12 protein-coding genes are annotated in these 21,933 nt (G+C 71.0%); 9 read left to right on the plus strand and 3 right to left on the minus strand.

Going from position 1 to position 21,933, the window contains the following annotated elements; genetic code table 11:
• Positions 1-225 precede the first annotated feature (225 nt).
• The gene (locus ACLQ2X_RS27490) at positions 226-1,335 is read left to right on the plus strand and encodes a glycosyltransferase family 4 protein (RefSeq protein WP_425683983.1); all 1,110 of its coding nucleotides are present in this window, start codon (positions 226-228) and stop codon (positions 1,333-1,335) included.
• Between the two features lie 3 nt (positions 1,336-1,338).
• On the opposite strand, the gene ACLQ2X_RS27495 is transcribed toward ACLQ2X_RS27490, so the two are convergent.
• Complete coding sequence (locus ACLQ2X_RS27495) at positions 1,339-2,835, minus strand: serine/threonine-protein kinase (protein WP_425683984.1); 1,497 nt, start codon at positions 2,833-2,835, stop codon at positions 1,339-1,341.
• Positions 2,836-3,013: 178 nt separating this feature from the next.
• On the opposite strand from ACLQ2X_RS27495, the gene ACLQ2X_RS27500 reads away from it, so the two are divergent.
• From ACLQ2X_RS27500 to ACLQ2X_RS27525, 6 genes are all read left to right on the plus strand, one after another.
• Entirely contained in the window at positions 3,014-3,847 is an 834-nt protein-coding gene (locus ACLQ2X_RS27500; protein WP_425683985.1) for a patatin-like phospholipase family protein, read from the plus strand.
• A complete protein-coding gene (locus tag ACLQ2X_RS27505; RefSeq protein WP_425683986.1) occupies positions 3,847-4,869 on the plus strand; it encodes a 1-acyl-sn-glycerol-3-phosphate acyltransferase in 1,023 nt (340 codons plus the stop codon). The genes ACLQ2X_RS27500 and ACLQ2X_RS27505 overlap by 1 nt, the downstream gene beginning before the upstream one ends.
• Positions 4,870-4,925: 56 nt before the next feature.
• A complete protein-coding gene (gene cutA, locus ACLQ2X_RS27510) occupies positions 4,926-5,246 on the plus strand; it encodes a divalent-cation tolerance protein CutA (RefSeq protein WP_425683987.1) in 321 nt (106 codons plus the stop codon).
• Between the two features lie 47 nt (positions 5,247-5,293).
• Positions 5,294-8,710: an SCO7613 C-terminal domain-containing membrane protein gene (locus tag ACLQ2X_RS27515; protein ID WP_425683988.1), complete on the plus strand. Its 3,417-nt coding sequence runs from the start codon at positions 5,294-5,296 to the stop codon at positions 8,708-8,710.
• Positions 8,711-8,975: 265 nt separating this feature from the next.
• Complete coding sequence (locus ACLQ2X_RS27520; RefSeq protein WP_425683989.1) at positions 8,976-17,612, plus strand: DNRLRE domain-containing protein; 8,637 nt, start codon at positions 8,976-8,978, stop codon at positions 17,610-17,612.
• A complete protein-coding gene (locus ACLQ2X_RS27525; protein ID WP_425683990.1) occupies positions 17,602-18,117 on the plus strand; it encodes an SUKH-3 domain-containing protein in 516 nt (171 codons plus the stop codon). The genes ACLQ2X_RS27520 and ACLQ2X_RS27525 overlap by 11 nt, the downstream gene beginning before the upstream one ends.
• Positions 18,118-18,509: 392 nt before the next feature.
• On the opposite strand, the gene ACLQ2X_RS27530 is transcribed toward ACLQ2X_RS27525, so the two are convergent.
• Entirely contained in the window at positions 18,510-18,644 is a 135-nt protein-coding gene (locus ACLQ2X_RS27530; RefSeq protein WP_425683991.1) for a hypothetical protein, read from the minus strand.
• A 607-nt stretch (positions 18,645-19,251) separates the two neighbouring features.
• On the opposite strand from ACLQ2X_RS27530, the gene ACLQ2X_RS27535 reads away from it, so the two are divergent.
• Positions 19,252-19,569, plus strand: coding sequence for a CPCC family cysteine-rich protein (locus ACLQ2X_RS27535; protein WP_425683994.1), 318 nt, complete (start codon positions 19,252-19,254; stop codon positions 19,567-19,569).
• Between the two features lie 592 nt (positions 19,570-20,161).
• On the opposite strand, the gene ACLQ2X_RS27540 is transcribed toward ACLQ2X_RS27535, so the two are convergent.
• Positions 20,162-20,425 carry an SDR family NAD(P)-dependent oxidoreductase gene (locus ACLQ2X_RS27540; protein WP_425683992.1) on the minus strand — a complete coding sequence of 88 codons (264 nt, stop codon included), beginning with the start codon at positions 20,423-20,425 and terminating at the stop codon, positions 20,162-20,164.
• Positions 20,426-20,732: 307 nt separating this feature from the next.
• Between ACLQ2X_RS27540 and ACLQ2X_RS27545 the strand changes: the two genes are divergently transcribed.
• Positions 20,733-21,782 (plus strand): fatty acid desaturase family protein, encoded by a 1,050-nt coding sequence (locus ACLQ2X_RS27545; protein ID WP_425683993.1) that lies wholly within the window; start codon positions 20,733-20,735, stop codon positions 21,780-21,782.
• The last annotated feature ends 151 nt before the right edge of the window (positions 21,783-21,933 follow it).

Here is a 21,933-nt window from a genome sequence, read left to right on the forward strand (position 1 = left end):
AAAGCGCCGGTGACCGCGGCCCGCCTCGCCGAACTGCTCGACGGCGTCGGCCCGACCGCACGCTGAACCGCGCCGGTGGGGGGGGGCCCCCCCCCCCCCCCCCCCGCCCCTGCCGTGTCCCGCGTTCGACGCACGCCGGGATCGTGGTGCCCGGTCGACCGTTTACCGCCGCCGCGGTCGGGAACCCGCCGCCGAGCGGGTAGGCCGAGCCGACAGGAGGGGTTCGTGGCCGTGAACCAGCCGGAACACGTGCCGGTCGGGCCCCTCCGGATCGCGATGGTGGTGCCGCCGTGGCTGCCCGTACCGCCGCCCGGATACGGCGGTCTGGAAGCGGTGGTGGCCGGGCTGGTGGACGCGCTCGTCGCGCGGGGGCACGCGGTGACTCTGTTCGGTGCCGGCGACGGGCACGGCACCGCCGCCGAGTTCGTCTCCACCGGCGGGTTGCAGTTCGACCGGATGGGCGAGGCGTTGCCCGAGCTGGCCCACCTGGCACATGTCGAGCGGCTTGTCGATCCGGCGGACTTCGACCTGGTGCACGACCACACCACGATCGGCCCGATGGTGGCGGGCCGCCGCCGGCTGCCCACAGTGGCCACCGTGCACGGCAACCCGGTCGGCGAGTACGGCACGGCGCTGCGCACCGTCGACCCGGATGTCGGCCTGATCGCCATCTCGCACGCCCAGCGCAGGGCGAACCCGGGGCTGCCCTGGGTCGCCACCGTGCACAACGCGATGCCGTTGGAGGATTTCCCGCGCAAGCGGGTCCCCGGCGCCGGGCCGGTGCTGTGGCTCGCCCGCTTCAGCCCGGACAAGGGACCGGAGGTGGCGATCGCGGCCTGCCGCCGGGCCGGCCTGCCGCTCACCCTGGCCGGCAAGTGCAGCGAGGCGGCCGAGCACCGCTACCTGGACGAGGTGGTGCGGCCGCTGTTGGGCGCGGACGTGACGCTCGTGGTGAACGCCGACCGCGAGACGGTGCTGCGGCTGCTGCTCGATGCCCGCTGCCTGGTCATGCCGGTGCAGTGGGCGGAGCCGTTCGGCATGGTGATGGTGGAGGCCATGGCGACCGGTACGCCGGTGGTGGCACTGCGCCGGGGCTCGGTGCCGGAACTGGTCCGCTCCGGGATCACCGGGTTCGTGTGCGACCACGCCGACGAATTGGCGGCGGCGTTGCGGGCCGCGGTCGGCCTGGATCCGGCGGACTGCGTCGCGCACGTCGCGCGGCGTTTCTCGGTGCAGCGGCTGGCCGCCGACCACGAGGCGGTCTACCGGGCGCTCCTGGCCGGCCCGGTGACGGCCGGGGCGGGCCGCGCGGTCGGTGCGGTGCGGACCGGGTGACGCTCAGGCAGGCCGGGCGGCCAGCTCCGCGGCGGCGGCATCGAGTTGCCGCGCGTACCCGGGACTGATGCTGCCTTCGCGGCGCCGTTCGTCGATCTTGCCGCGAAGCCGGTCCACGGCGGCGGTCGTCTCGCTGCCGCCGGTGGCCGCGACCGCGTTGCGCAGCAGGTTGCGCAGGTCCACCCCGACGTCGCCCCGGATCTGACCGTCGGTCATGCCGGCTTCGATCAGCCCGTCCATCCGTTCGGCCGGGTCGGCCCGACCGTCGGGCGGGCGAGGGCCGGCGGTGGTCGGTGGGCGGGCCGGCGCGGTGGCGGCCGGCCCGGCGCTGCCCGGCCCGGTGGTGGCCGCCGCGGTAGGGGCGGGCGGCTCCGGCGTCCCGGTCGGCGCGACGGTGGGCACCTGCAGCGGCCCCGGGGTGGGCAGCACCCGGGGCGCGGTGGACCGGTCCGTCAGCAGCGCCGGCACCAGCAGCGCCGCGGCGGCGACCACCGTCACGCCGACCGCGGCCAGCGTGCGGGTGCGCCACCGGCTCGGCGCGGCCGGGGCGGTCGGCAGGGCGGCGGCGGTCGCGGTCCCCGGGCCCGCGCCGGCGGGCGTCGGCGCGGGCCCGGTCAACGTGGGAAGGGTCATGGTCGGCGCGAGCATGGTGGCGGCCTGCGGGTCGGCGGGCAGCAACTGGTCGCGCAGCACGGCCGCGACCCGGTGCGCGGTGGGCCGGCGTCGCGGGTCGCGGTCCAGGCACCGCAGGCAGATCTGCGCGACCGGGCCGGGCAGCCCCGGTACGCCGTCCAGAGTGGGCGGTGGGCCCTCGGCGAGCGCGGTGCCGAGTTCCTCCCAGGTCTCCGCCGGATAGGGCGGTCGCCCGGTCAGCGTCTCGAAGAGCAGCACGCCCAGCGAGTAGACGTCCGTGGCGGGCTGGGCCGGCGCACCGTCCAGTCGTTCCGGCGCCACGTACGCCGGGGTGCCGAACGTGCCGCCGTCCTCGTCGTCGTCCGGCGTGCCGATCCGGGTGGCGATGCCGAAGTCGAGCACCTTCGCGCCGGTGCCGGTCATCATCACGTTCGCCGGGGTGACGTCCCGGTGCACGATGCCGAGGCGGTGCGCCGCGGCCAGCGCCTCGGCCACCTGCGCGCCCGTCTCCACGGCGGTGGGCCAGGGCACCGGCCCCTCGCTGAGCCGGTGCTCCAGTTCCTCACCGCTGAGCAGTTCCATCACCACGAACGCGGTGATGGAACCGTCCGGGGCGACTGCCTCGCCGTAGTCGTGCACGGCGGTGACGTGCGGATGGTCGAGCTGGGCCGCGGAGCGGGCCTCCTCGCGCACCATGTCGCGGAAGCGGGCGTCGGCGGCGAGTGAGGGCGCGAGCACCTTCACCGCCACCACCCGGTCGAGCACCTCGTCGCGGGCGCGCCAGATCACCGACATGCCACCGGCACCGATCCGGTCGATGAGCCGGTACCGCCGGGCCAGCAGGCGGCCGGCCTGGAGTGTCGCCATCACCTCGCACCTGCCTGGGCTCGGGAGCGCTATCAGGTTGCGGGAAAGTGTCTGACCTGTCAACAGTCGTCCGGTTGTCGGGTGGCGCAGCGCGCATCCGGCGAATGCGGTCGGTGACCGCCGGCCGGCTGCGGGTGGCCCGGACTGCCGGTCGCGACCGCGTGCCAGGATTGACGGCATGGCAACAGGTCCGGTGGCGTTCGTGCTCGGCGGCGGGGGAGTGCTCGGCGCGGTCGAGGTGGGCATGCTGCGTGCCCTGTTCCGGGCCCGGATCCGACCCGACCTGGTGCTCGGCACGTCGATCGGCGCGGTCAACGGCGCCCTGGTCGCCGCCGACCCGACCGAGGCGGTCACCGACCGGCTGGTCCGGCTCTGGGCGTCGCCGGAGGCCAGTGAGGTGTACGGCGACTCGGTGGCCCGGCAGCTGCGCCGGTTCGCCGCCCGCACCCACCTGCACTCGCCCCGGCCGCTGCACCGCTTGCTGGAGAGCACGCTGGGGGAGAACACCACGTTCGCCGACCTGGCGGTGCCGTTCCGCTGCTGCGCGGCGAACATCGAACGTGCCGCCGAACACTGGTTCCACCAGGGACCGCTGGTGCCGGCGGTGCTCGCGTCCGCCTCGGTGCCCGGCCTGTTGCCGCCCACCCGGATCGATGGCCAGCACTACATCGACGGCGGGGTGGTCAACTCGATCCCGGTCGGCGAGGCCGTCCTGGCCGGCGCGAAGCAGATCTTCGTGCTCCAGGTGGGCCGGATCGAACGTGAGCTGAGCCCGCCGCGCCGTCCGTGGGAGATCGCCCAGGTGGCGTTCGAGATCGCCCGCCGGCACCGCTTCGCCCGGGAGATGGCGGCGCTGCCCGCCGACGTCGAGGTGCACGTGCTGCCGACCGGCGGGTTGGAACCGCGCGACGACAGCCCGTGGGCCTACCGGGACACCGCAGCGGTGGGAAGACGGATCAGTCGGGCGTACACTGCCTCCCGCCGATACCTGGAGACCGCGCTGGAGCATTGATGCCGCTGCCGCCCCGCTGGTTACGCCGGTTGGTGCTCGCGCCCGGCCTCGTGCTGCTCGCGGTGCTCGTGGTGACCACGCTGCCGGTGTGGGCGCTGCTCGCGCTGGCCGCGTCGCCCCTGGTGCCGGGGCGGCTGCGCCCGTTGCGACTGCTCTGGTTCGGCGCTGTCTACCTGGTCTGGGACGCCGCCGCGCTGCTCACCCTCTTCCTGCTCTGGCTGGCCTCGGGCTTCGGCGCGTACAAGCGGTCACCGGCCTTCCAACGGGCCCACTACGTGGTCGCCGGCTGGTTCCTGCGGGTGATGTTCTGGCAGGCCCGGTGGACGCTGCGGCTGAGCATCGACGTGGTCGGCACCGACCCGGACACCGCCCTGCCCGGCCGCCCCGAGCTGGTCGTCTGCCGGCACGCCGGCCCCGGTGACTCGTTCATCCTGATCCACGCGCTGGTGAACTGGTTCCACCGGGAGCCCCGCATCGTGCTCAAGGAGACCCTCCAGTGGGACCCGGCCATCGACGTGCTGCTCAACCGGCTGCCCAACCGGTTCATCGCGGCCGGGCCGGACGGGCGGGAGTCGGCGGTGCGGCACATCGGACACCTGGCCGCCGGCCTGGACGACGACGACGCCTTCGTGATCTTCCCGGAGGGCGGCAACTTCACCCCGTCGCGCCGGGTCCGCGCGATCGCCCGGCTGCGCGGGCTGGGTATGGAGCGGATGGCGCGGCGCGCGGAGCGGATGCGGCACGTGCTCGCCCCGCAGCCCGGCGGGTTGCTCGCCGCGCTCGACGCCGCCCCGGACGCCGGGGTGATCTTCGTGGCGCACACCGGCCTGGACCAGATGCTCACAGTCGCCGACGTGTGGCGGGAACTGCCGATGGACAAGCGGATCGTGATGCGGTTCTGGTCGGTGCCGCCGGAGGAGATCCCGGCCGGCAAGCAGGAACGCATCGACTGGCTGTTCGACTGGTGGGCGCGCATCGACAGGTGGATCGCGGACAACCGCCACGGCACCGTCGACGCCTGAACCGATTCCCCGCGCGGGACCGAGCGTTCCGCGGTCACTCCGCATAGGGTGCGCTGGTGGACCAGATCTGCGTGGTGACGACGGTGGTGGACGCCCGCGGGGTGGCGGACGTGCTGGCGGCCGCGGCCGTGGCCGGCCGGTTGGCGGCCTGCGCCCAGGTCGGCGGACCGGTGGACAGCACCTACTGGTGGCAGTCGGAGATCCAGACCACCGCCGAGTGGCAGGTGCGGTTCAAGACCGCGCCGGACCGAGTCGACGCGCTTGTCCACCAGCTCCGCGCCAACCACCCGTACGAGGTGCCGGAGATCCTGGTCGGCCGGGAGGACAGCGGCAACCCCGACTACACCGCCTGGGTCCACGAACAGACCCGCCCCTAGGTACCCCTACTCTGTCCGGCCGTCGCGCCGGCGACGAGGCTGGGCGGGTGGATGACACCCGCTACCCCTGCCCCGGTTGCGGCGCCCCGGCCGACCTCACCGTCGGCTGTCGCGGCTGCGGCCGCCCGCCCTACCCGCCCGCCGCCCAGGTGATCCGGCTGGACCGGGAGATCGCCGCGTTGGCCCCGCGGGTCGAGGCGGCCCGGGTGGCGTACCAGGATCTCGCCGGCCGGCTGTCCACGGCCCGGCATCGGCGGGGGGAGCTGGCCGCCCAGGTCCGGCGCGAGATCCCCGCGCCGCGCCCGGCCGCCGTGCCCGGTCCGCCGCCGGTCCGCCCGGTCCCGTCCGCCGCGGTGGCCGGCCCGCCGCTCCCACGACCCCCGGTGGTACGCCCCGGCGGCGCGGAGACCTCCACCCGCGCGGTCCAGGGCCTGCTGTTCGTCCTCGGTGGACTGCTGCTCGGCACCGCCGCCGTGGTGTTCACCGCGGTCGCCTGGGCCACGTTCGGGGTGGCCGGCCGGGCGCTGATCCTGCTCGCCGTCACCGCCCTGGTGCTGGCCGCGCCGTTGGTGGCCCGGGCGCGGGGTCTGCGCGGCACCGCCGAGACGCTCGCCTCGGTGGGTCTGCTGCTGGTGCTCCTGGACGGCTACGCCGCCTGGTCGGTGGACCTGTTCGGGGTGACCGGCTGGCCGGGCAGCCGGTACGCGGCGGTGGTCACCGCGACCGGTGCCGTCGTGGCGGCCGGGTACGCGCGGCTCAGCCGCCTCACCGCCCCGTGGTTCGCGGCGTGGCTGGTCGCCCAGCCGGTGCTGCCGTTGGCGGCCGCCTCGCCGGCGCCGGGCGCGGCGGGCTGGGTGCTGGTCCTGACCGTGGTGGCGCTCGGTGACCTGGCGGTGGTGGTCGCCCTGCGCCGCCGGCCCGCCGGCACGGCGCTGCTGGCCGGGCGGACGCTCGCCTGGATCGGGCACGGCGCGGCGCTGGCCGTGGCCGGGGGATGCGCCCTGGTGCCACTTGCCGTCGGGCGGGCGGCCGGTACGCCGCTGCTGGCCGGCGGTCCGCTGCTGGTGGTGGCGTTCGCGCTTGTCGCCGGCGCGCTCGCCGCCGGTGGCCCGGTCTGGCGCGCGGCGGCCGCCGCGCTGCTGGTGCCGGTGCTGGCCGTGGCGCTGGTTCGGCCGGTCGCCGAGGTCCGGCCGGGTCTGCTGCTGCTCGCCGCCGGGCTCGTCGTGGTGGTGCTGGCCGGCGCGGTCCGGGTGCTGCCGGCACGGGCGCGGACCGGTCCGACCGTGGGCGCGCTGGCCCTGGCCGTGGCACTGGGACAGGTCACGGTCGTGCTCACCGGGCTGATCGCGGCGGCCACCACGAGCGTCGGCGGGCCGGCCTCGGCGGGTGGGCCCGGCGGGCCGGCCCCGTCCTGGGGTTGGCAGCTTCCGGTGGCCCTGCTGCTCACCGCCGCCGCGATCGCGTCTTTGACGCCCCGGGCCGCCCGGCCGTTTGTCGGCGTGGTCACGGCCGGGCTGGTCGTGCTGGCCGCGCCGGCCGTGGCGACGACGCCGTGGCCGCTGGTGCTGGCCGGGGACCTGGTGGCGGCCGCCGCGCTGCTGCTGGTTGCGGTGGCCCGGCCGCGCCGGGGCCCGGTCTTCGTGCCGGTCACCGCGTCGACCGGCGCGTTGCTGCTCGGGCACGCGCTGCTGGTCGGCTGGGACGCCCCGGCCGGGGCGGCCGCCGTGCTCGTGGTGACGGCCCTGCTCGGCGTGGCCGTGGCCGGGCTGGGCCGGCGCGGGCGGGGCGGGCAGCCGGTGGCAGGTGGTCTGGCGCTGGTCGCGGCGCTGCTCGCCGTACCGGTGCTGGCGGCGGTCGTGCTGCTCGGTCTGGGTGCGCCGGTGTGGTGGCAGTTGCGGGGGGCGACCGCCGCCGTCGCGGTGCCGGTGGCCGCCGTCCTCGCGGTGCGGCGCTGGTGGCCCGACCTGAGCGGGTACGCCTCGACGGGGCTCGCCGTGGCGCTCGCCGGGGCCGGCCTCGGCCCGCTGGTGGCGCCGGGCGCGGAGCAGGTGGGGCCCTACGCCGCGACGGGTGTGGTGCTGGCGCTGGCCGCCGGCGGCGGGTCCCGGCCGGCGGCCGCGCTGCGGGCGGTCGGCGCCGGGTTGGCGGCGCTGGCGTTGGTGTCCGCCGTGCCGGCGGTGCTGGCGGTGCTCGTGGACCTGCCGGTGCTGCCCTGGTCCGGGGTGCCGTCCGCGATGGCGGCACCGGCGGGGGCAGCCCGTGCCGGTTTGGTGCTGCTGCTCGTGGGTGCGGCCGGCGCGGCGTACACCGGGGTCGTGGAGGGCGGGGGCCGGGGCTGGCGGTTGCCGGTGCTTGTCGCGTCGCTGTTCGGCGCGGTGGCTTTGCCGGTGCTGCTGGCGGCGGCCGGCGCGCCCTGGCCTGTGGTGCCTGCGGTGGCGTTCGCGACCGGGCTCGCCGCGCTGCTGGTGGCGGCGTCGACGGGTGGGCGTCCGGCGGTGGTGTCGGCGCCGCTGGGCATCGCCCTGGCCTGGCCCGGGTTCGGCGGTCTGGTCGCCACCCACGCCGGGACGCTCGCCGCGTTGGGCGCGCTTGTGGTCGCCGGGGCGGTGGCCGGGGTGGCCGGCCGGCCGGCGGTGGCCCGGTTCGCCGGTTGGCTGGCCGCGGTGGCGGCGGCCACCGGCTTCGCGGTCACTGCGTCGTTGGCCGCCGGGCTGCCGTTGCGTGCGGCCGGGTTCGCGGTGCTGGCCGTCGGGGCGGTGACGTTGCACGGGGCGCCGGCTCTGCGGTCCCGGGCCGCCGGGGCCAGCGGGTGGGTGCTGGAGGCGGCGGCCCAGGCGGTGGCGTTGCTCGCGCTGTCGCTCACCGTCGGCGCGTTGCGGCACGCGGCGGCGGTCTGCGTGCTGTGGGGTGCGGCGGTCGCGGTCCGGGTGCTGCGTCGGGGGGAGACGCAGGTCGGGCGGCGGGTGCTGGCGGCGGGGGCGGCGGGCAGCGAACTGGTCGGCGGCTGGCTGTTGCTGGCGGCCGGTGGGGTGGTCGTGTTGGAGGCGTACACGGTGCCGGCGGCGGCGCTCGCCCTCGGTGCGGGCCTGCTGGCGCTGCGGCGTCGGCCGGGTCTGACCAGTTGGTTGGCGCTCGGGCCGGGACTCGGGGCGGCGCTGCTGCCCAGCCTCGTGTCGGTGCTGGTGGCCGGTGAACCGCAGCCGTGGCGGCGGCTGGCGCTCGGCGCGGCGGCGCTCGTGGTCGTGCTCGGCGGGGCGGTCCGGCGCTGGCAGGCGCCGGTCGTGCTGGGCGCCGTCACCTTGGTGCCGTTGGCGCTGCACGAGTTGGCCCGGGGCTGGGACCTGGTGCCCCGCTGGATCTTCCTGGGGTTGGGCGGGCTGCTGCTGATCGGGTTGGCGGCCACCTACGAGCGCCGTCGGCGGGACCTGGCCCGCCTGCGCGAGGCGGTTGTCCGCCTCGGTTAGTCGTCGCGACCACAGGTCACCGAAAGTGCTGGGGCAGCCTCGCTGCGCATAAATTGACTGACGTCAACCATTGCCCCAGTGCATCGAAGGTTGTTAGGTTCCTTTCGGCACCCACGGGGGGCGCTGAACCAACTCATGTCAGAGCTTGGTCGCGGTGTCGGCGCGCGCACGCGCCGATTCTCTCTTTCGCGGCGGTACGAACGGCACGTCACGTGCCGGGACTCGTCATGCCTTTTTTCGTGCTCTCCGCATGGAGGACAACCGTATGCGCTCACGTCATACCCGCCGTCTGCTTGCGGCGGTGGTCGGCGCCGTCCTGGTGGTCGCCGGTGCCCCGGCCCAGGCTCGGCCCCCGGCGGAAGGTAAGCCGGAACCCCGCCCCGGCACCGTGCTCCGCCCGCCCTCGCCGAAGGGCCGCGACGTGCCGGCGACTCCGCCAGGCCCGGACAAGGTGCTGCCGTCGGTGGCCCGGCCGGTGCCGGCGGCCGCGATGCCCGCCCCCCGGCGGGTCCGCGAACTGGCGGACCGCCGTACCGCGACCAGCAAGGTCTTCCTTCTCGCCGACGGCCGGACGCAGGCAGAGGTCAGCCGTGAACCGGTGCACTACCGCGACGGGAAGGGTCGCTGGCAGGACATCCGGCCCTCGGTCTCGGCCAGTGGCGAGGCGGGCTACCCGTTTGCCGCCACCCGCAACGCGTTCGTCGGCCGGTTCGGTGACCGCAGCGACCGGGTTCTGTCCTACTCGACCGGCTCGCACGGGCTGACCCTCGGGCTGCCCGGCGACCGGCGTGCGTTGAGCCCCACCGCCAGTGGCACCCGGGTCACCTACCGGGGTGCGGTCGGCGGCGCCGACCTGGTCTACGAGGTGACGCGGTCCGCGGTCAAGGAACAGATCGTGCTGACCGCCCCGCCGAGCGGCCCGGCGACGTACTCGTTCACGCTCGACACGCAGAAGGTGCGGCCGGTCGCGCAGGCCGACGGCTCGGTGTCGTTCTTCGCCACGGACCGCCAGGGGCCGGCGCTGTTCACGATGCCGCGGCCGTACATGTACGACAGCGTCGACGACCCGGACTCGGTGGTCGGCAAGAAGGTCAGCTACCAGGTCACGCAGCGGGTCGCCGAGCAGGCCGGCCGCACGGTGGTCACGGTGACCGCCGACGGTGACTGGCTGCGCAGCCCGGACCGGAAGTACCCGGTGGTGATCGACCCGACCATCAAGATCCAGCCGACGTTGGGTCAGGCCCAGGATGTCATGCTCGCCTCGGGCGGTCCGGCGGAGAACTTCGACAGCACCTGGCGGCTGTCGGCGGGCGCGTCGAGCGGCGGCACGTTCCGCTCCCTGACCAAGTTCGACCTGTCGAAGGTGCCGGCCAACACGGTGCTGGACTCGGCCCAGTTGCAGATGTACTTCGACCAGACCCACGGTGGCGCCAACGACTACTCGATGGCGTTCGAGGCCCGCCGGGTGACCGCGGCGTGGAACGAGACCACCGCGACGTGGGACAGCATGAACACCAAGTTCGCCGAGGTGGGCGAGAACCGTGAGCAGGTCGACGAGGCGGACGCCGCCAAGGTCACCGCGAGCGGTGAGTGGGCCGGCGCCACCGGCACCGACCGCGCTCAGGCGCTCAACGGTGCCTACCGCTACAACGCCGACGCCACCACCGGGCAGTCGTTCACCTGGGTGCCCCGGCTGACCGAGACCGGCCAGTACGAGGTGTTCGTGCACTACGTGCCGGGCAGCAACCGGGCGACGAACGCGCCGTACACCGTGCACTACGACGGCGGGTCGGTGGTGAAGGCGGTCAACCAGACCACCGGTTCCGGCAACGGCGCGTGGGTGTCCATCGGCGCGTACGCCTTCAAGGCCGGCACCACCCACAAGGTCGTGCTCGGTGACGTGGCCGGCAAGACGGTCGTGGCCGACGGGGTGCGTTTCGTCAAGCGGGCCGAGGTGACCAAGCCGACCCACCAGACCAACGCCTGGCACAGCTACAGCGTCCGGTCCATCGTGCAGGGCTGGCTGGGCGACCCCGCCACCAACCACGGTTTCATGGTCAAGGGCAAGGACGAGTCGAACAAGAACGGCGGCCCGCGCTACGAGTCCGGCGACTTCTCCTACGGCGGCGAGGACGACCACGGCCCGAAGTTGGTGCTCACCTGGGGACGTCCCGGCGTCGCCCTGAACCCGGTCGACACCGTGCGTGCCACCGGCGCGGACCTGTCCTGGTCCTCCTACACCGACCCGTCCTCGTCGCCTGACGACGACCTGATCGAATACCAGGTGCACGCCAGTCGGACGCAGAACTTCATGCCGAACGCGGCCACGCTTGTCGCGCCGGTCCGGTCGGGGAAGACCAACTACGCCGACACCCATGCCACGCCCACCCCGGCGAACTCGGCGGGGCAGTTCGGTGACGCCTACTTCTACATGATCGCGGCACGGCTGCGTGACGGCACGGTCATCCCGGCGCAGACCCAGATGGTGCGGCTGCCCAAGGCAGGCCAGGTGATCAAGTTCTTCACCGGGGCCGACGACAACACGTTGACCAGCGCCAAGCCGAACAACAACTGGGACACGCTGGATTCCGGTGGCGAGCTCCAGGTCGGCAACAAGGGTTCGATCTACGGCAACAGCCGGGTGGTGCTGAAGTTCCCCACCGTCACCGGCCTGCCCGCCAAGACCAAGGTGATCAACGCGCAGGTCGGGCTCTGGGGGTGGTACACCGAGGGCGCGGGCATCGGCCAGCAGCAGTTCCAGCTGCGCGGGTTGACACGCGCCTTCAGCGAGACCACCTCGACGTGGAACAGCGCCCAGTCCGGCGCCGCCTGGACCACGCCGGGCGGTGACGCCGAGTCGACCGTGCAGTCCACCGTCGGGTCCCTCAACGGCGATCCGGGTTGGACGAACTGGGAGGCCGGGCCGCTGGTGCAACGCTGGATCGACGACGCCGCCAACAACAAGGGCGTGCTGATCCGGCAGGCCGACGAGGCCGGCGCGGAGCAGCGGATGCTGTTCCTCTCCGCCGAGGCGGCCGAGCCGTCGCTGCGACCCCGGCTGCGGGTCATCTTCACCGCGCCGACGAGCGACCGGACGTACTACGCGCCGAGCACGCCGGGCCGGATGGTCCCGGACGACCAGTACCTCGTGCCGGTCACCGTCACCAACACCACGTCGTCGGTGTGGTCGCCGTCGGACTGGGTGCTGTCCTACCGGTGGACCCGCCAGGACGGCACCCCTGTGGGCGCGAACCCGATCGAGACCCCGCTACCGTCCGCGCAGGCGCCAGGTGGCGTGGTCACCATCAACGGCACGGTCCGGGCGCCGACGTCCGGCAGCGACGGTGACCGCCGTGAGCCGTACGTGCTCAAGTGGGAGCTGCGCAACAAGACCACCAACCAGTGGCTGTCGCAGACCGCCCAGATCGAGCCCCTTGACCACTCGGTCGCCGTGGAGCACCCGACCTCCGACCAGCTCGGGCTGGAAAAGTTCTACCAGTACGCGGGCGGTGGTACGGGGGCCGGATCCACGTTGCTGGTCAACCAGTTCTCCGGCAACGCGCTCGTCGGCTACAACCCGATCAACAACCCGAGCCGTGGTGTCACAACGTTCGTCCGGATGACGTACAACAGTCAGGACAGCTCCACCTCATCGGCCGGCCTCGGCTGGTCGTTGTCCACCTCCAGCGCGGTCCGGCTCGGTTCGCCGCTGGAGTTCCGGGGCGGGGACGCGACGTGGCCGCAGCAGGTCGCGATGACCGACGGCGACGGCACCACCCACCTGTTCAACCTGGACAAGAACGGCAGCAGCAACCAGGCCGACTGGCGGTATCTCAAGCCGTCCGGCGTGCACCTGTTCCTGCAACGCACGGGCAGCGGCGACACCGCCGAGGCGTGGACGATGACGCGGCCGGACCGCAGCCAGTTCGTCTTCGACGAGCAGGGCTACCAGATGGCCGTCCGCGACCGCAACGGCAACCAGTTGCGCTTCGCGTACGAGCGCAAGCAGGTCGGCAACCGCAACGCGGCGGTACTGCGTTACCTCACCGACCCGGACAACCGGCAGACGTTGACCCTGGACTACTACGAGGCCGGTGAGGACTACACCGCCTTCGTCGGCGGCGCCCGGCAGTCCCTCACCAACCTTCAGAACCAGAAGATCATCGGGCAGCTCCGGTCGATCACCGACGTGAGCGGCCGGAAACTGTCCTTCGTCTACAGCGACACCGGCCTGCTGCGGGAGGCCGTCGACGGGTTCGGCACGGCCGAGGCCAAGACCTTCGGGTACGTCTACGACGAGTCGCAGGGTGCCCAGGACGCCCGGCTGATCAAGGTGATCGACCCGCGACTCTCGACCACGAAGATCGCCTACAACGATGCCGGCGACGCGTTCCAGCAGGGCAAGGTCAACACGATGACCGACCGGCTCAACCGGCCCACCCTGTTCGACTACCAGGACCCGGACGGCGAGACGAGCCAGGGCGTGGTCACCACGGTGACCGACCCGAAGGGCCGGGCGACCGAGACGACGATCGACGGCTACGGCCGCAGCACCCGCATCTCGAACGCCCTGGCCCAGGTCACGCTGCTGGGCTGGGACGCGGACAACAACGTGGTGCGGATGGAGGACGCCAAGAACGCGGTCTCGACCTGGCGTTACGACCAGGCCACCGGCCTGCCGCTGGAGGTCCGGGATGCGGAGGCGGTCAAGAACAACACCCCGGGCATCCGCCTGGACTACCGGTTCGGGCTCGGCGGGCACACCGCCGAACTGACCGACAAGTACTCGGCCGAGGGCCGGCACTGGAAGTTCGGCTACGACGCGGTCGGCAACGTCACCTCGGTCACCGACCCGAAGGGCACGGCGACCACCACCGAAGGCGACTACACGACGTCGTACACGTACGACGCGGCCGGGCGGATGCTCACCGCGACGGACGCGAACGACGGTGTCACCAAGTACGCGGGCTTCGACGCCAACGGGTACCCCAGGACGATCACCGACGCGTTGCTGAACGACACCACCTACACCTATTCGGCGATCGGCTCCGTCACCACGGTGACCGACGCGAAGCAGCACACGGCGACGTACGGCTACGACATCCTCGGCCGGCCCACCACGGTCAAGATCCCGGTGGACAGCGCGGCGGGGGTCTACGCCACCACCCCGCCTCCGGTCTACGACAAGAACGACAACGTCACCGAGCAGACCTCGGCCACCGGGGCGGTGACCACCGCCACCTACGACCTGCTCGACCGGACGGGCACGGTGACCACCGCGAAGGACACCAGCACGTCCAACGCGTCGACTACCAAGTACGACTACGACCCGGTCGGCAACGTCACGAAGGTCACCGAACCGCGGGGGATGCTGACCCCCGCCGATCCGAACGACTTCGCCACCGTCTACGTCTACGACGCGCTGAACCAGCTCACCGACGTCACCGACGCCGCCAACGGCCGGCTGCACATGGACTACGACCTGGTCGGCAACATGTTCAAGGTGGTCGACCAGCGGAAGATGGCGACGGCCGACGCCAACGACTACACCGCCGAGTACAACTACGACGCGAACCACCGGGTCATCGACACGAAGGACGCGAAGGGGCACACCACCGCCGTCACGTACGACCGGGACGGCAACACGAAGTCCTCGACCGACCAGGACGGCAACCGGACGCTCCTCACCTACGACGAGCGGTCCGCGCTGACCGAACAGAAGGTGCCCTACTCCTCGGCCAACGGCACGATCACCTACCGCACCACCCGCTACGGCTACGACGAGGTGGGCAACCGGAGCACCCAGGTCAGCCCGCGGGGCGTGGACACCACCGACGACCCGGACGACTTCACCACCGTCACCCTCTACGACAAGCTCAACCGGGTCCGTGAGGTCCAGCAGCCGTACGACCGGGACGACGTGAAGTTCACCACCCCGGCGACCACGATCTACAGCTACGACAAGGTGGGCAACCAGGAGCGGATCTCGGCCCCGCCGTCGCAGGGGGAGAGCACCCGCAACGACACGGTCCAGACCTTCTTCGACACCGGTTGGGTGCGTACCTCCGAGGACGTCGGCTGGAACATCAAGACGGCCTACCGGTACGACCTCAACGGCGCGCAGACCTCACGTACCGTGACCGGCGCCAGCGGCAATCCGCGCGAGATGCTGTGGACGTACTACCCCGACGGCAAGAAGAAGACCCAGGCCGACAACGGTGCCGGCTCCGGCGCGGCGCGCAAGGACTTCAGCTACGAGTACGACGTCAACGCCAACCTGACGAAGATGTCGGACGCCAGCACCGGCGCCACCATCGACACGTACGCGATCTCCTACGACCCGCGCAACCAGGTCGCCAGCGTGGAGGAGAAGAAGTCCGGCACGGTCAAGAACACCACCACGTTCGGCTACGAGCCCAACGGGCTGCTCAAGCGCCGGACGCACGACACGCAGATCTCCGAGTACACCTACGAGCCGCAGCGGGACCTGGCGACCGAGATCAAGAACATGACCTCGCCGACCGACCCGAAGCCCAAGTACACCCGGTACTCCTACACCAAGCGGGGGCAGACCGACACCGAGACCAAGGGCAACGGGAACGTCGTCACCTACGCCTACTTCCTCAACGGCGCGGTGCAGAGCCAGGCCGAGAAGAAGTCCGCCGGGACGCTGGTCAGCCAGCACACCTACGAGTACGCGGCGAACGGGCAGAAGTCCAAGGACGTCTCGCGTAAGCAGAACGCGGACAACCGCACGTCCTACCTGGACACCACCACGACCTTCGCGTACGACCCGCAGGACCGGGCCCGCACCGTCACCAAGACCGGCTCCGGTGCGACGACCGAGAGCTACGTGCACGACGCGAACAGCAATGTCGTGACGCAGACCGTCGGTGGCGTCCCCACCTCGTTCAACTACCGCAAGAACCGGCTGCTGTCCGCGTCCACGAACGGGGTGGAGGCGACCTACGCCTACGACCCGTACGGCCGGCTCAAGACGGTGACCGCCGACAGCACCACGCTGGAGAGCTACACCTACGACGGCTTCGACCACGTGGTCACCAACGTCAAGAACCCAGGTAACAAGACCACTACCTACAAGTACGACCCGCTGGACCGGCAGGCCGAGCGGACGTACGGCGGCAAGACCACCACGTACGCCTACCTGGGGCTCAGCTCGGACATCTCGGCCGAGCTCGAGGGCACGAAGGTGGTCAAGTCCTACCAGCGGGGTCCCGGCGGGTCGCTGCTGTCCCAGGTCAAGACCAACACCGACAACAGCCAGGAGGACTCGTACGTCGGTTACGACGGCGGCTCGGACGTCGAGCAGATCACCGACGACAAGGGCGACGGGCGAGCCACGTACGGCTACACGGCCTACGGCAAGAACGACTCCGGCCAGTTCACCGGTGCGGACAAGCCGGACGCGAGCAACCCGGACAACCCGGATCGCGTGCCCTACAACTCGTACCGGTTCCAGGCCAAGCGCTTCGACCAGTCCACCGGCAAGTACGACATGGGCTTCCGCGACTACGACCCGGGGATCAACCAGTTCCTGTCCCGGGACTCGTACAACGGGGCGCTCAACGACCTGGCGCTGGCCGCCGACCCGTACACCGGCAACCGGTACGCGTTCGCCGGCGGCAACCCGATCTCGAACGTGGAGTTGGACGGCCACAGTTGGATCAGCAAGGCGGTGGACGCCGGCAAGGAGTACGTCGGCACCGTCGCCAGCGGCGTCAAGGACACGGTCAAGGGGACGCTGGACACCTACGCGGAGCTGGACGACTGCGCCTCCGGTGACAGCGACGCGGCCTGTGACAGCGTCCGCGGCAAGGCCAAGGGCGCCGCGGAGCAGTTCGACAAGGCCGGCGACTGCGGTTACAACAACGACAAGTCCGCCTGCGACTCGGTCAAACAGTCGGTCGGGTGCGGTGACGACAAGTCGGGCCCGGAGTGTGCCGGCAACCTGACCGTGGCCGCGTTGGACATGTTCGCCGGCAAGGGGGCCGGCCGGGGCGCCAGCGCGGCACGCGCCGGTAAGGCCAGCCGGGCCTCGCAGGGTGGTGGCTCATCCGGAGCGGCGCGGAACTGTTTCTCCAACAGTTTCGTGGCCGGCACGCTGGTGCTGCTCGCGGACGGCACCACGAAGGCGATCGAGGACGTGGACCTCGACGACGAGGTGCTGGCGACGGACCCGGAGACCGGTGAGACCGAGGCCAAGCCGGTGAGTCGCCTGATCCAGGGCGAGGGCCAGCGCGACCTGGTCGACGTCACTGTCGACACCGACGGCGCGGCCGGGGCGGCGACGTCGGACATCGTGGCCACCGACGGTCACCCGTTCTGGGTGGACGACGAGGGCCGGTGGATCGAGGCCGGGCAGCTCGTGGCCGGTGACCAGGTGGCGACGCCCGACGGGGAAACCCTGACGGTGGTGCGGACGCGCCACTGGACCCAGGACACCGCGGTCTACAACCTCACCGTCGAGGGCATCCACACGTACTATGTGCTCGCCGGCAACACCCCGGTGCTGGTTCACAACTGCACCCCATCAGGCGCTCTTATGAAAACGGCGGATGAGGGAGAGATCAGGGGAGCGGACTTCGCCGCTGAATACACGTCGCCGAGTGGCGCCACGTACAGGGCGCACAACAAGTCGCAAACCAATATTCCGGATGCCATGAGAGGTGAGCTTTCCGGGTTTGATCACCCGCACCTCGGCTGCGCCGAAATGCAGTGCCTGGCGAAGGCATATTCGGCGGAAGGGCCAGCGGCTATCCGTGGCGGTCACATGACAGTGGTACACGTCAGCGACACTGCAAAGGGAGCGCATGGTGACCTCGCTCGCCCCTGCGGAGCTTGCGACCGTACATTGAGAGGGCTTTTCATAAATGTCAACTAATGACGATTCGTTGGATTTTTCCGCGCTTCCACCTCCGCTTGTCGGCGCGCTCGAGGCGTCCGGATGGTTTTGGGGACGGAAGGTCGACGTGGACGAGATCGTCGCTGAGCTGGTTGAACAAGGTTATCGGAGTAATCCGTTCGCGATCTCCTTCCTCGAAGCATTTTCAGGCCTGCTCATAGCGCCGCTCAACATCGAAGGGCCAAATTTCGCCAACACGGAGTCATTGATAATAGATCCGGGTGGAGTGGGTCGGAGGCATCGTTCTGAGGCGGCGGAAGTAGAGTCGGTCGTTAGCGAGGATGTTTTTCCAGTGGCGTGGTGGCTGAGCCACTCGTACGTATACGTAACAGCTTCCGCGAGGATGGTCGCCTTTTCGTCCGGCCTAATTTGGTTGCTGGGTGACACTCTAGAGCAAGGGCTCGACATGGCCGTGCGGGCGTCGGCTAACCTCACCTGTATCGGATCCCGGCAGGGCCAGCGCAGATGGCCTGCCCCGAAATGAAGGCAATGATTCCTTTGGATGGGCAGGCTGGCCATCATTGGTAACAGAGCGTGATGGCTGTCTGCTTGGGTCTGCGACTGCCAGCTCGGGTTGCCGTCACGGTTGCCGTCAGTCGGCGTCTCTCATCGCCCATATCTCGATGAAGTGTCGCGATGGAGTGTCGGATGCTGCAGCGTCGTCAGTGCGGGATGCCAGGGCGGGGTGCGTCAGGATTGCGCGATCCGTCCGGCAGCTCGCTGCTCTGCGGTTTGGTTCGGTCGTGGTGGGCGTGCGCGCGGGGCCGTAGGCCTTGAGCGCGTGCGCGGCCCGGCTTCGGCCGGGCCGCTTCACTTGATCCTGTAGAGCAGTTTTGAGCCAGTCGGATCTTGGTCGAGGGCCTTGGTCCGGCTGGCTTACTGCTTCGGCGTGCGCTGCCGGCTGGTGCGGGGGCGCTTGGCCGGTGGCGGGGTCTGGTCGCCGCCGCTGGCCCGTTGGAGGTGTTCGGGTTGCTGCGCGAAGTTGCCTCGGTCGGCCTGGTATTTGATCACTTCGTCGATGAGGAGGGGCGCGGACGTCTCCCCAGGTTGCCGTCACCGTCGCCGTCAACACTGATAGATCTCGATGTGACGGGTCCGCGCTACACACGAAAGGCCAGGTGAAACGCCATAAAAACGTAAGTCACACTGCGTGACGGGGTGAAAATCCCACACGTACTATGTGCTCGCCGGTGGCTCTGTGGCAGAGCACCGCTTGGCGACCTCGGAAGGTGACGGATGTCCGCACGGGTGGCTGGTCGCCAGTTGGGGTTGCCGTCACAGTTGCCGTCAGAGCCGCCTCGGCATGGATACCTCTCGATGCATCTCAGTGTGTGCCGTGCATGACCGGATGGCTCGGCGGAGTGGCATCGATCCCCCGGGGTGGCCCGTCCGGGATGGTTGTGCAGGAGTCAAAGACCGCCGGGATGGCCTTCCTCAGGGTTGAGTGGCTCGGCGGGCCTTCTTGATATGTAGAGCAAATTTGGACCAGCTTCGTCCCGCGGTCGGTGCTCGGTGCTCGGTGTTCTGGCGGCTGGGCAGCGCAGTGGCGGGCCGCATATTGGGGGCGCCAACCGGGTCTGGAGAGGTAAAGCTCGTGGTGAACACCCCTGGTGGTGACATGTCTCAGTTTAGGAATGTCCGAGTCGACGAAAAGCCTGGTGTGCGGCATGCATGTCCATGCTGTGGCTATCTGACTCTCCTATCTCGTGGCTGGCATGAGGTCTGTCCGGTCTGCGGTTGGGATGATGACGGCCAGGACGATCACGATGCGAACGAGTTACGGGGGGCCCCGAACAAAGTTAGCTTGGCGGACGCTAGGAAGAACTTCTTAGAGTTCGGGGCATCTGAACGGCGAAGAATGCAGCGAGTGAGGCCACCACGGGAGGATGAGCGCCCGCCGCCTGATGGACGGGTGAACCGGTCTGGTGCGGTCTGACTCTCCGTTGACCGACCGGAAGGCAGCCCGCATCAGCAGTTCCCTGGCGAGTTCTGGGCGCTTGTTGCGCTGGAAGTCGGAAGCGTTTCAGTGGCGGAGAGTGAGGATTGGCATGAAGGGACCCATGAGGAAGGGCCAGATCAGGAGAAGATCCGGACGCTGAGCAAAGCTTTCAGCTCGGGTCGTACCTTTTCAAAGCCTCCCAACGCGGGATAGCGTGTCGGCTGATATTCGCATTGACCCAACTTGGGCGGCACCTGAGATAAGTGGGCATAGGTGTCGAGGTTGGATTGACAATGACAGAGATGCACGTCATTCGTGCTTCATTGGCGAGTTCTTTCAGTCAATTCGCATCGCGGGAAGACTTCTGTGTTCGCACTGGATTCTCCCGGCAAAACATCGCCGGGTTGGCTCAAGGGATTGTGCGCGCGATAGGAGCCTTGGCGGTGTGAGTCACGTAAGCCTCGGTTGATGTCACGGCCGATGTCAGATAGTTGGCACACATGTCAATGACAGACGTGGGCGGCGGCCACCAGGCCGCCGCCCACGCGGCGCGGGGACCGTCGCCCCGCTGGGTGAAACACGGCGCGCCTCACCTGATCGGCGAACCACCGTCGACCGGGATGGTGTGGCCGTGGACTCGTCGGTGACGTCCGTCCGCCGCCACCGCGAGGGCGTCGCCGCCGGCCTCCCGAACCTGCGTGGCGGTCGCCTCGGCGCGCTCCAGGGACAGGTCGGCGACGACCACCTTCGCGCCTTCCGAGGCGAGTTCCACGCACATGGACTGTCCGAGTCCGGAACCGGCCTGGTCCGGGCTGAACCCGCCGCCCGTCACGAGCACCACCTTGTCTGTCAATCCGCGCACCGTGTTGTCTCCCGTCTCCGAGGTGAGAAAAGCCGACCTGTCCGATCGGGCCGGCATGCTCGGCCGTTCGGCTGATGGTTACTAGTCCATACGTATATCCTAGCTGTTCAGAGCCGGTGCGCCCACCGAGCGGAGCGGCTCCGGGGGACCGCCGGGAGGCGTCGCATCGACAGGTAGGGTCAGCACCACCCCCGAGCCGGGGGTCTGCGGGATTACCCACGGCGACGAATGTCGCCCAGGATTGGTGACGGAGAGTCGCGCGACACGGCGCGGCTCGCGTCACGGGGGGCGGCATCGAATGAGTTCTTCCACGCTGGCACCGGCGGAACGGCGGGGCAGCGACTACGCGCGACTGTCCCGTCGCGTCGCACAGGCGGGACTGCTCGAGAGACGACCCGGCCGGTACACCGTCCGGATCGCGCTCACGCTTGGCGCGTTCCTGGCCGGCTGGGCGGCGGTGGTGGCGGTCGGCGACTCCTGGTGGCAGCTGCCGATGGCGGTCGCGATGGCGATCGCCACCACCCAGGTGGCCTTCCTCGGCCACGACGCCGGCCACCGGCAGATGTTCCGTCGCCGGGGGCCGAGCGAGGCGGCCGGGCTGGTCGCCGGCAACCTGGCCGTCGGGCTCAGCTACGGCTGGTGGGTGGACAAGCACAACCGGCACCACGCCAACCCGAACCACGCCGACGAGGACCCGGACGTCGGCGCGGGCGCGCTGGTCTGGACGTACGAGCAGGCGACGGCGACCCGCGGCGTGAACCGGTGGATGGCCCGCCGGCAGGCGTGGCTGTTCTTCCCGCTGCTCCTGCTGGAAGGGCTGGCGCTGCACGTGGCCAGCGTCCAGGCGCTGCTCGGCCGGGAGCCGGACGGCCGGTGGCGGGTGCCGATGCGGCACCGGGCCGTGGAAGGGGTGCTCCTCGTCGCGCACGCCGTCGGCTACCTCGGGCTGGTGTTCGCGGTGATGTCCCCGGCCAAGGCGCTGCTGTTCATCGCCGTGCACCAGGGGCTCTGGGGGCTGTACATGGGCTGCGCGTTCGCCCCGAACCACAAGGGCATGCCGATGCCGACCGCCGACGATGACCTCGACTACCTGCGCAAGCAGGTGCTCACCTCGCGCAACGTGCACGGCGGCCGGTTCGTCGACGTGGCGCTTGGCGGCCTGAACTACCAGATCGAGCACCACCTGTTCCCGAACATGCCCCGCGCCAACCTGCGCCGGGCCCGCCCGCTGGTCATGGCGTACTGCGCCGAGCAGGGCGTCCCGTACGCGGAGACCGGGCTGGTCGAGTCGTACCGGCAGGCGCTGGCCCACCTGCACGAGGTGGGCCGCCCGCTACGCGCGGCCTGACCTGACCGTCGGCCCGGCGGCAAACGTCGCCACGCCGCCGACACGGCTGGCCGGTAGGGTCCTCGGGTGGTGGAGGCGCGGGGGCCCCGGGGGGGGGGGGGGGGGGGGGGGGGGGGCGGGGGGGGGGGGGCGGCGCGGCGCCGCTGGCGGG

Origin of the sequence: Micromonospora sp. DT31 (assembly GCF_049841795.1) — a bacterium.
GTDB lineage: Bacteria > Actinomycetota > Actinomycetes > Mycobacteriales > Micromonosporaceae > Micromonospora.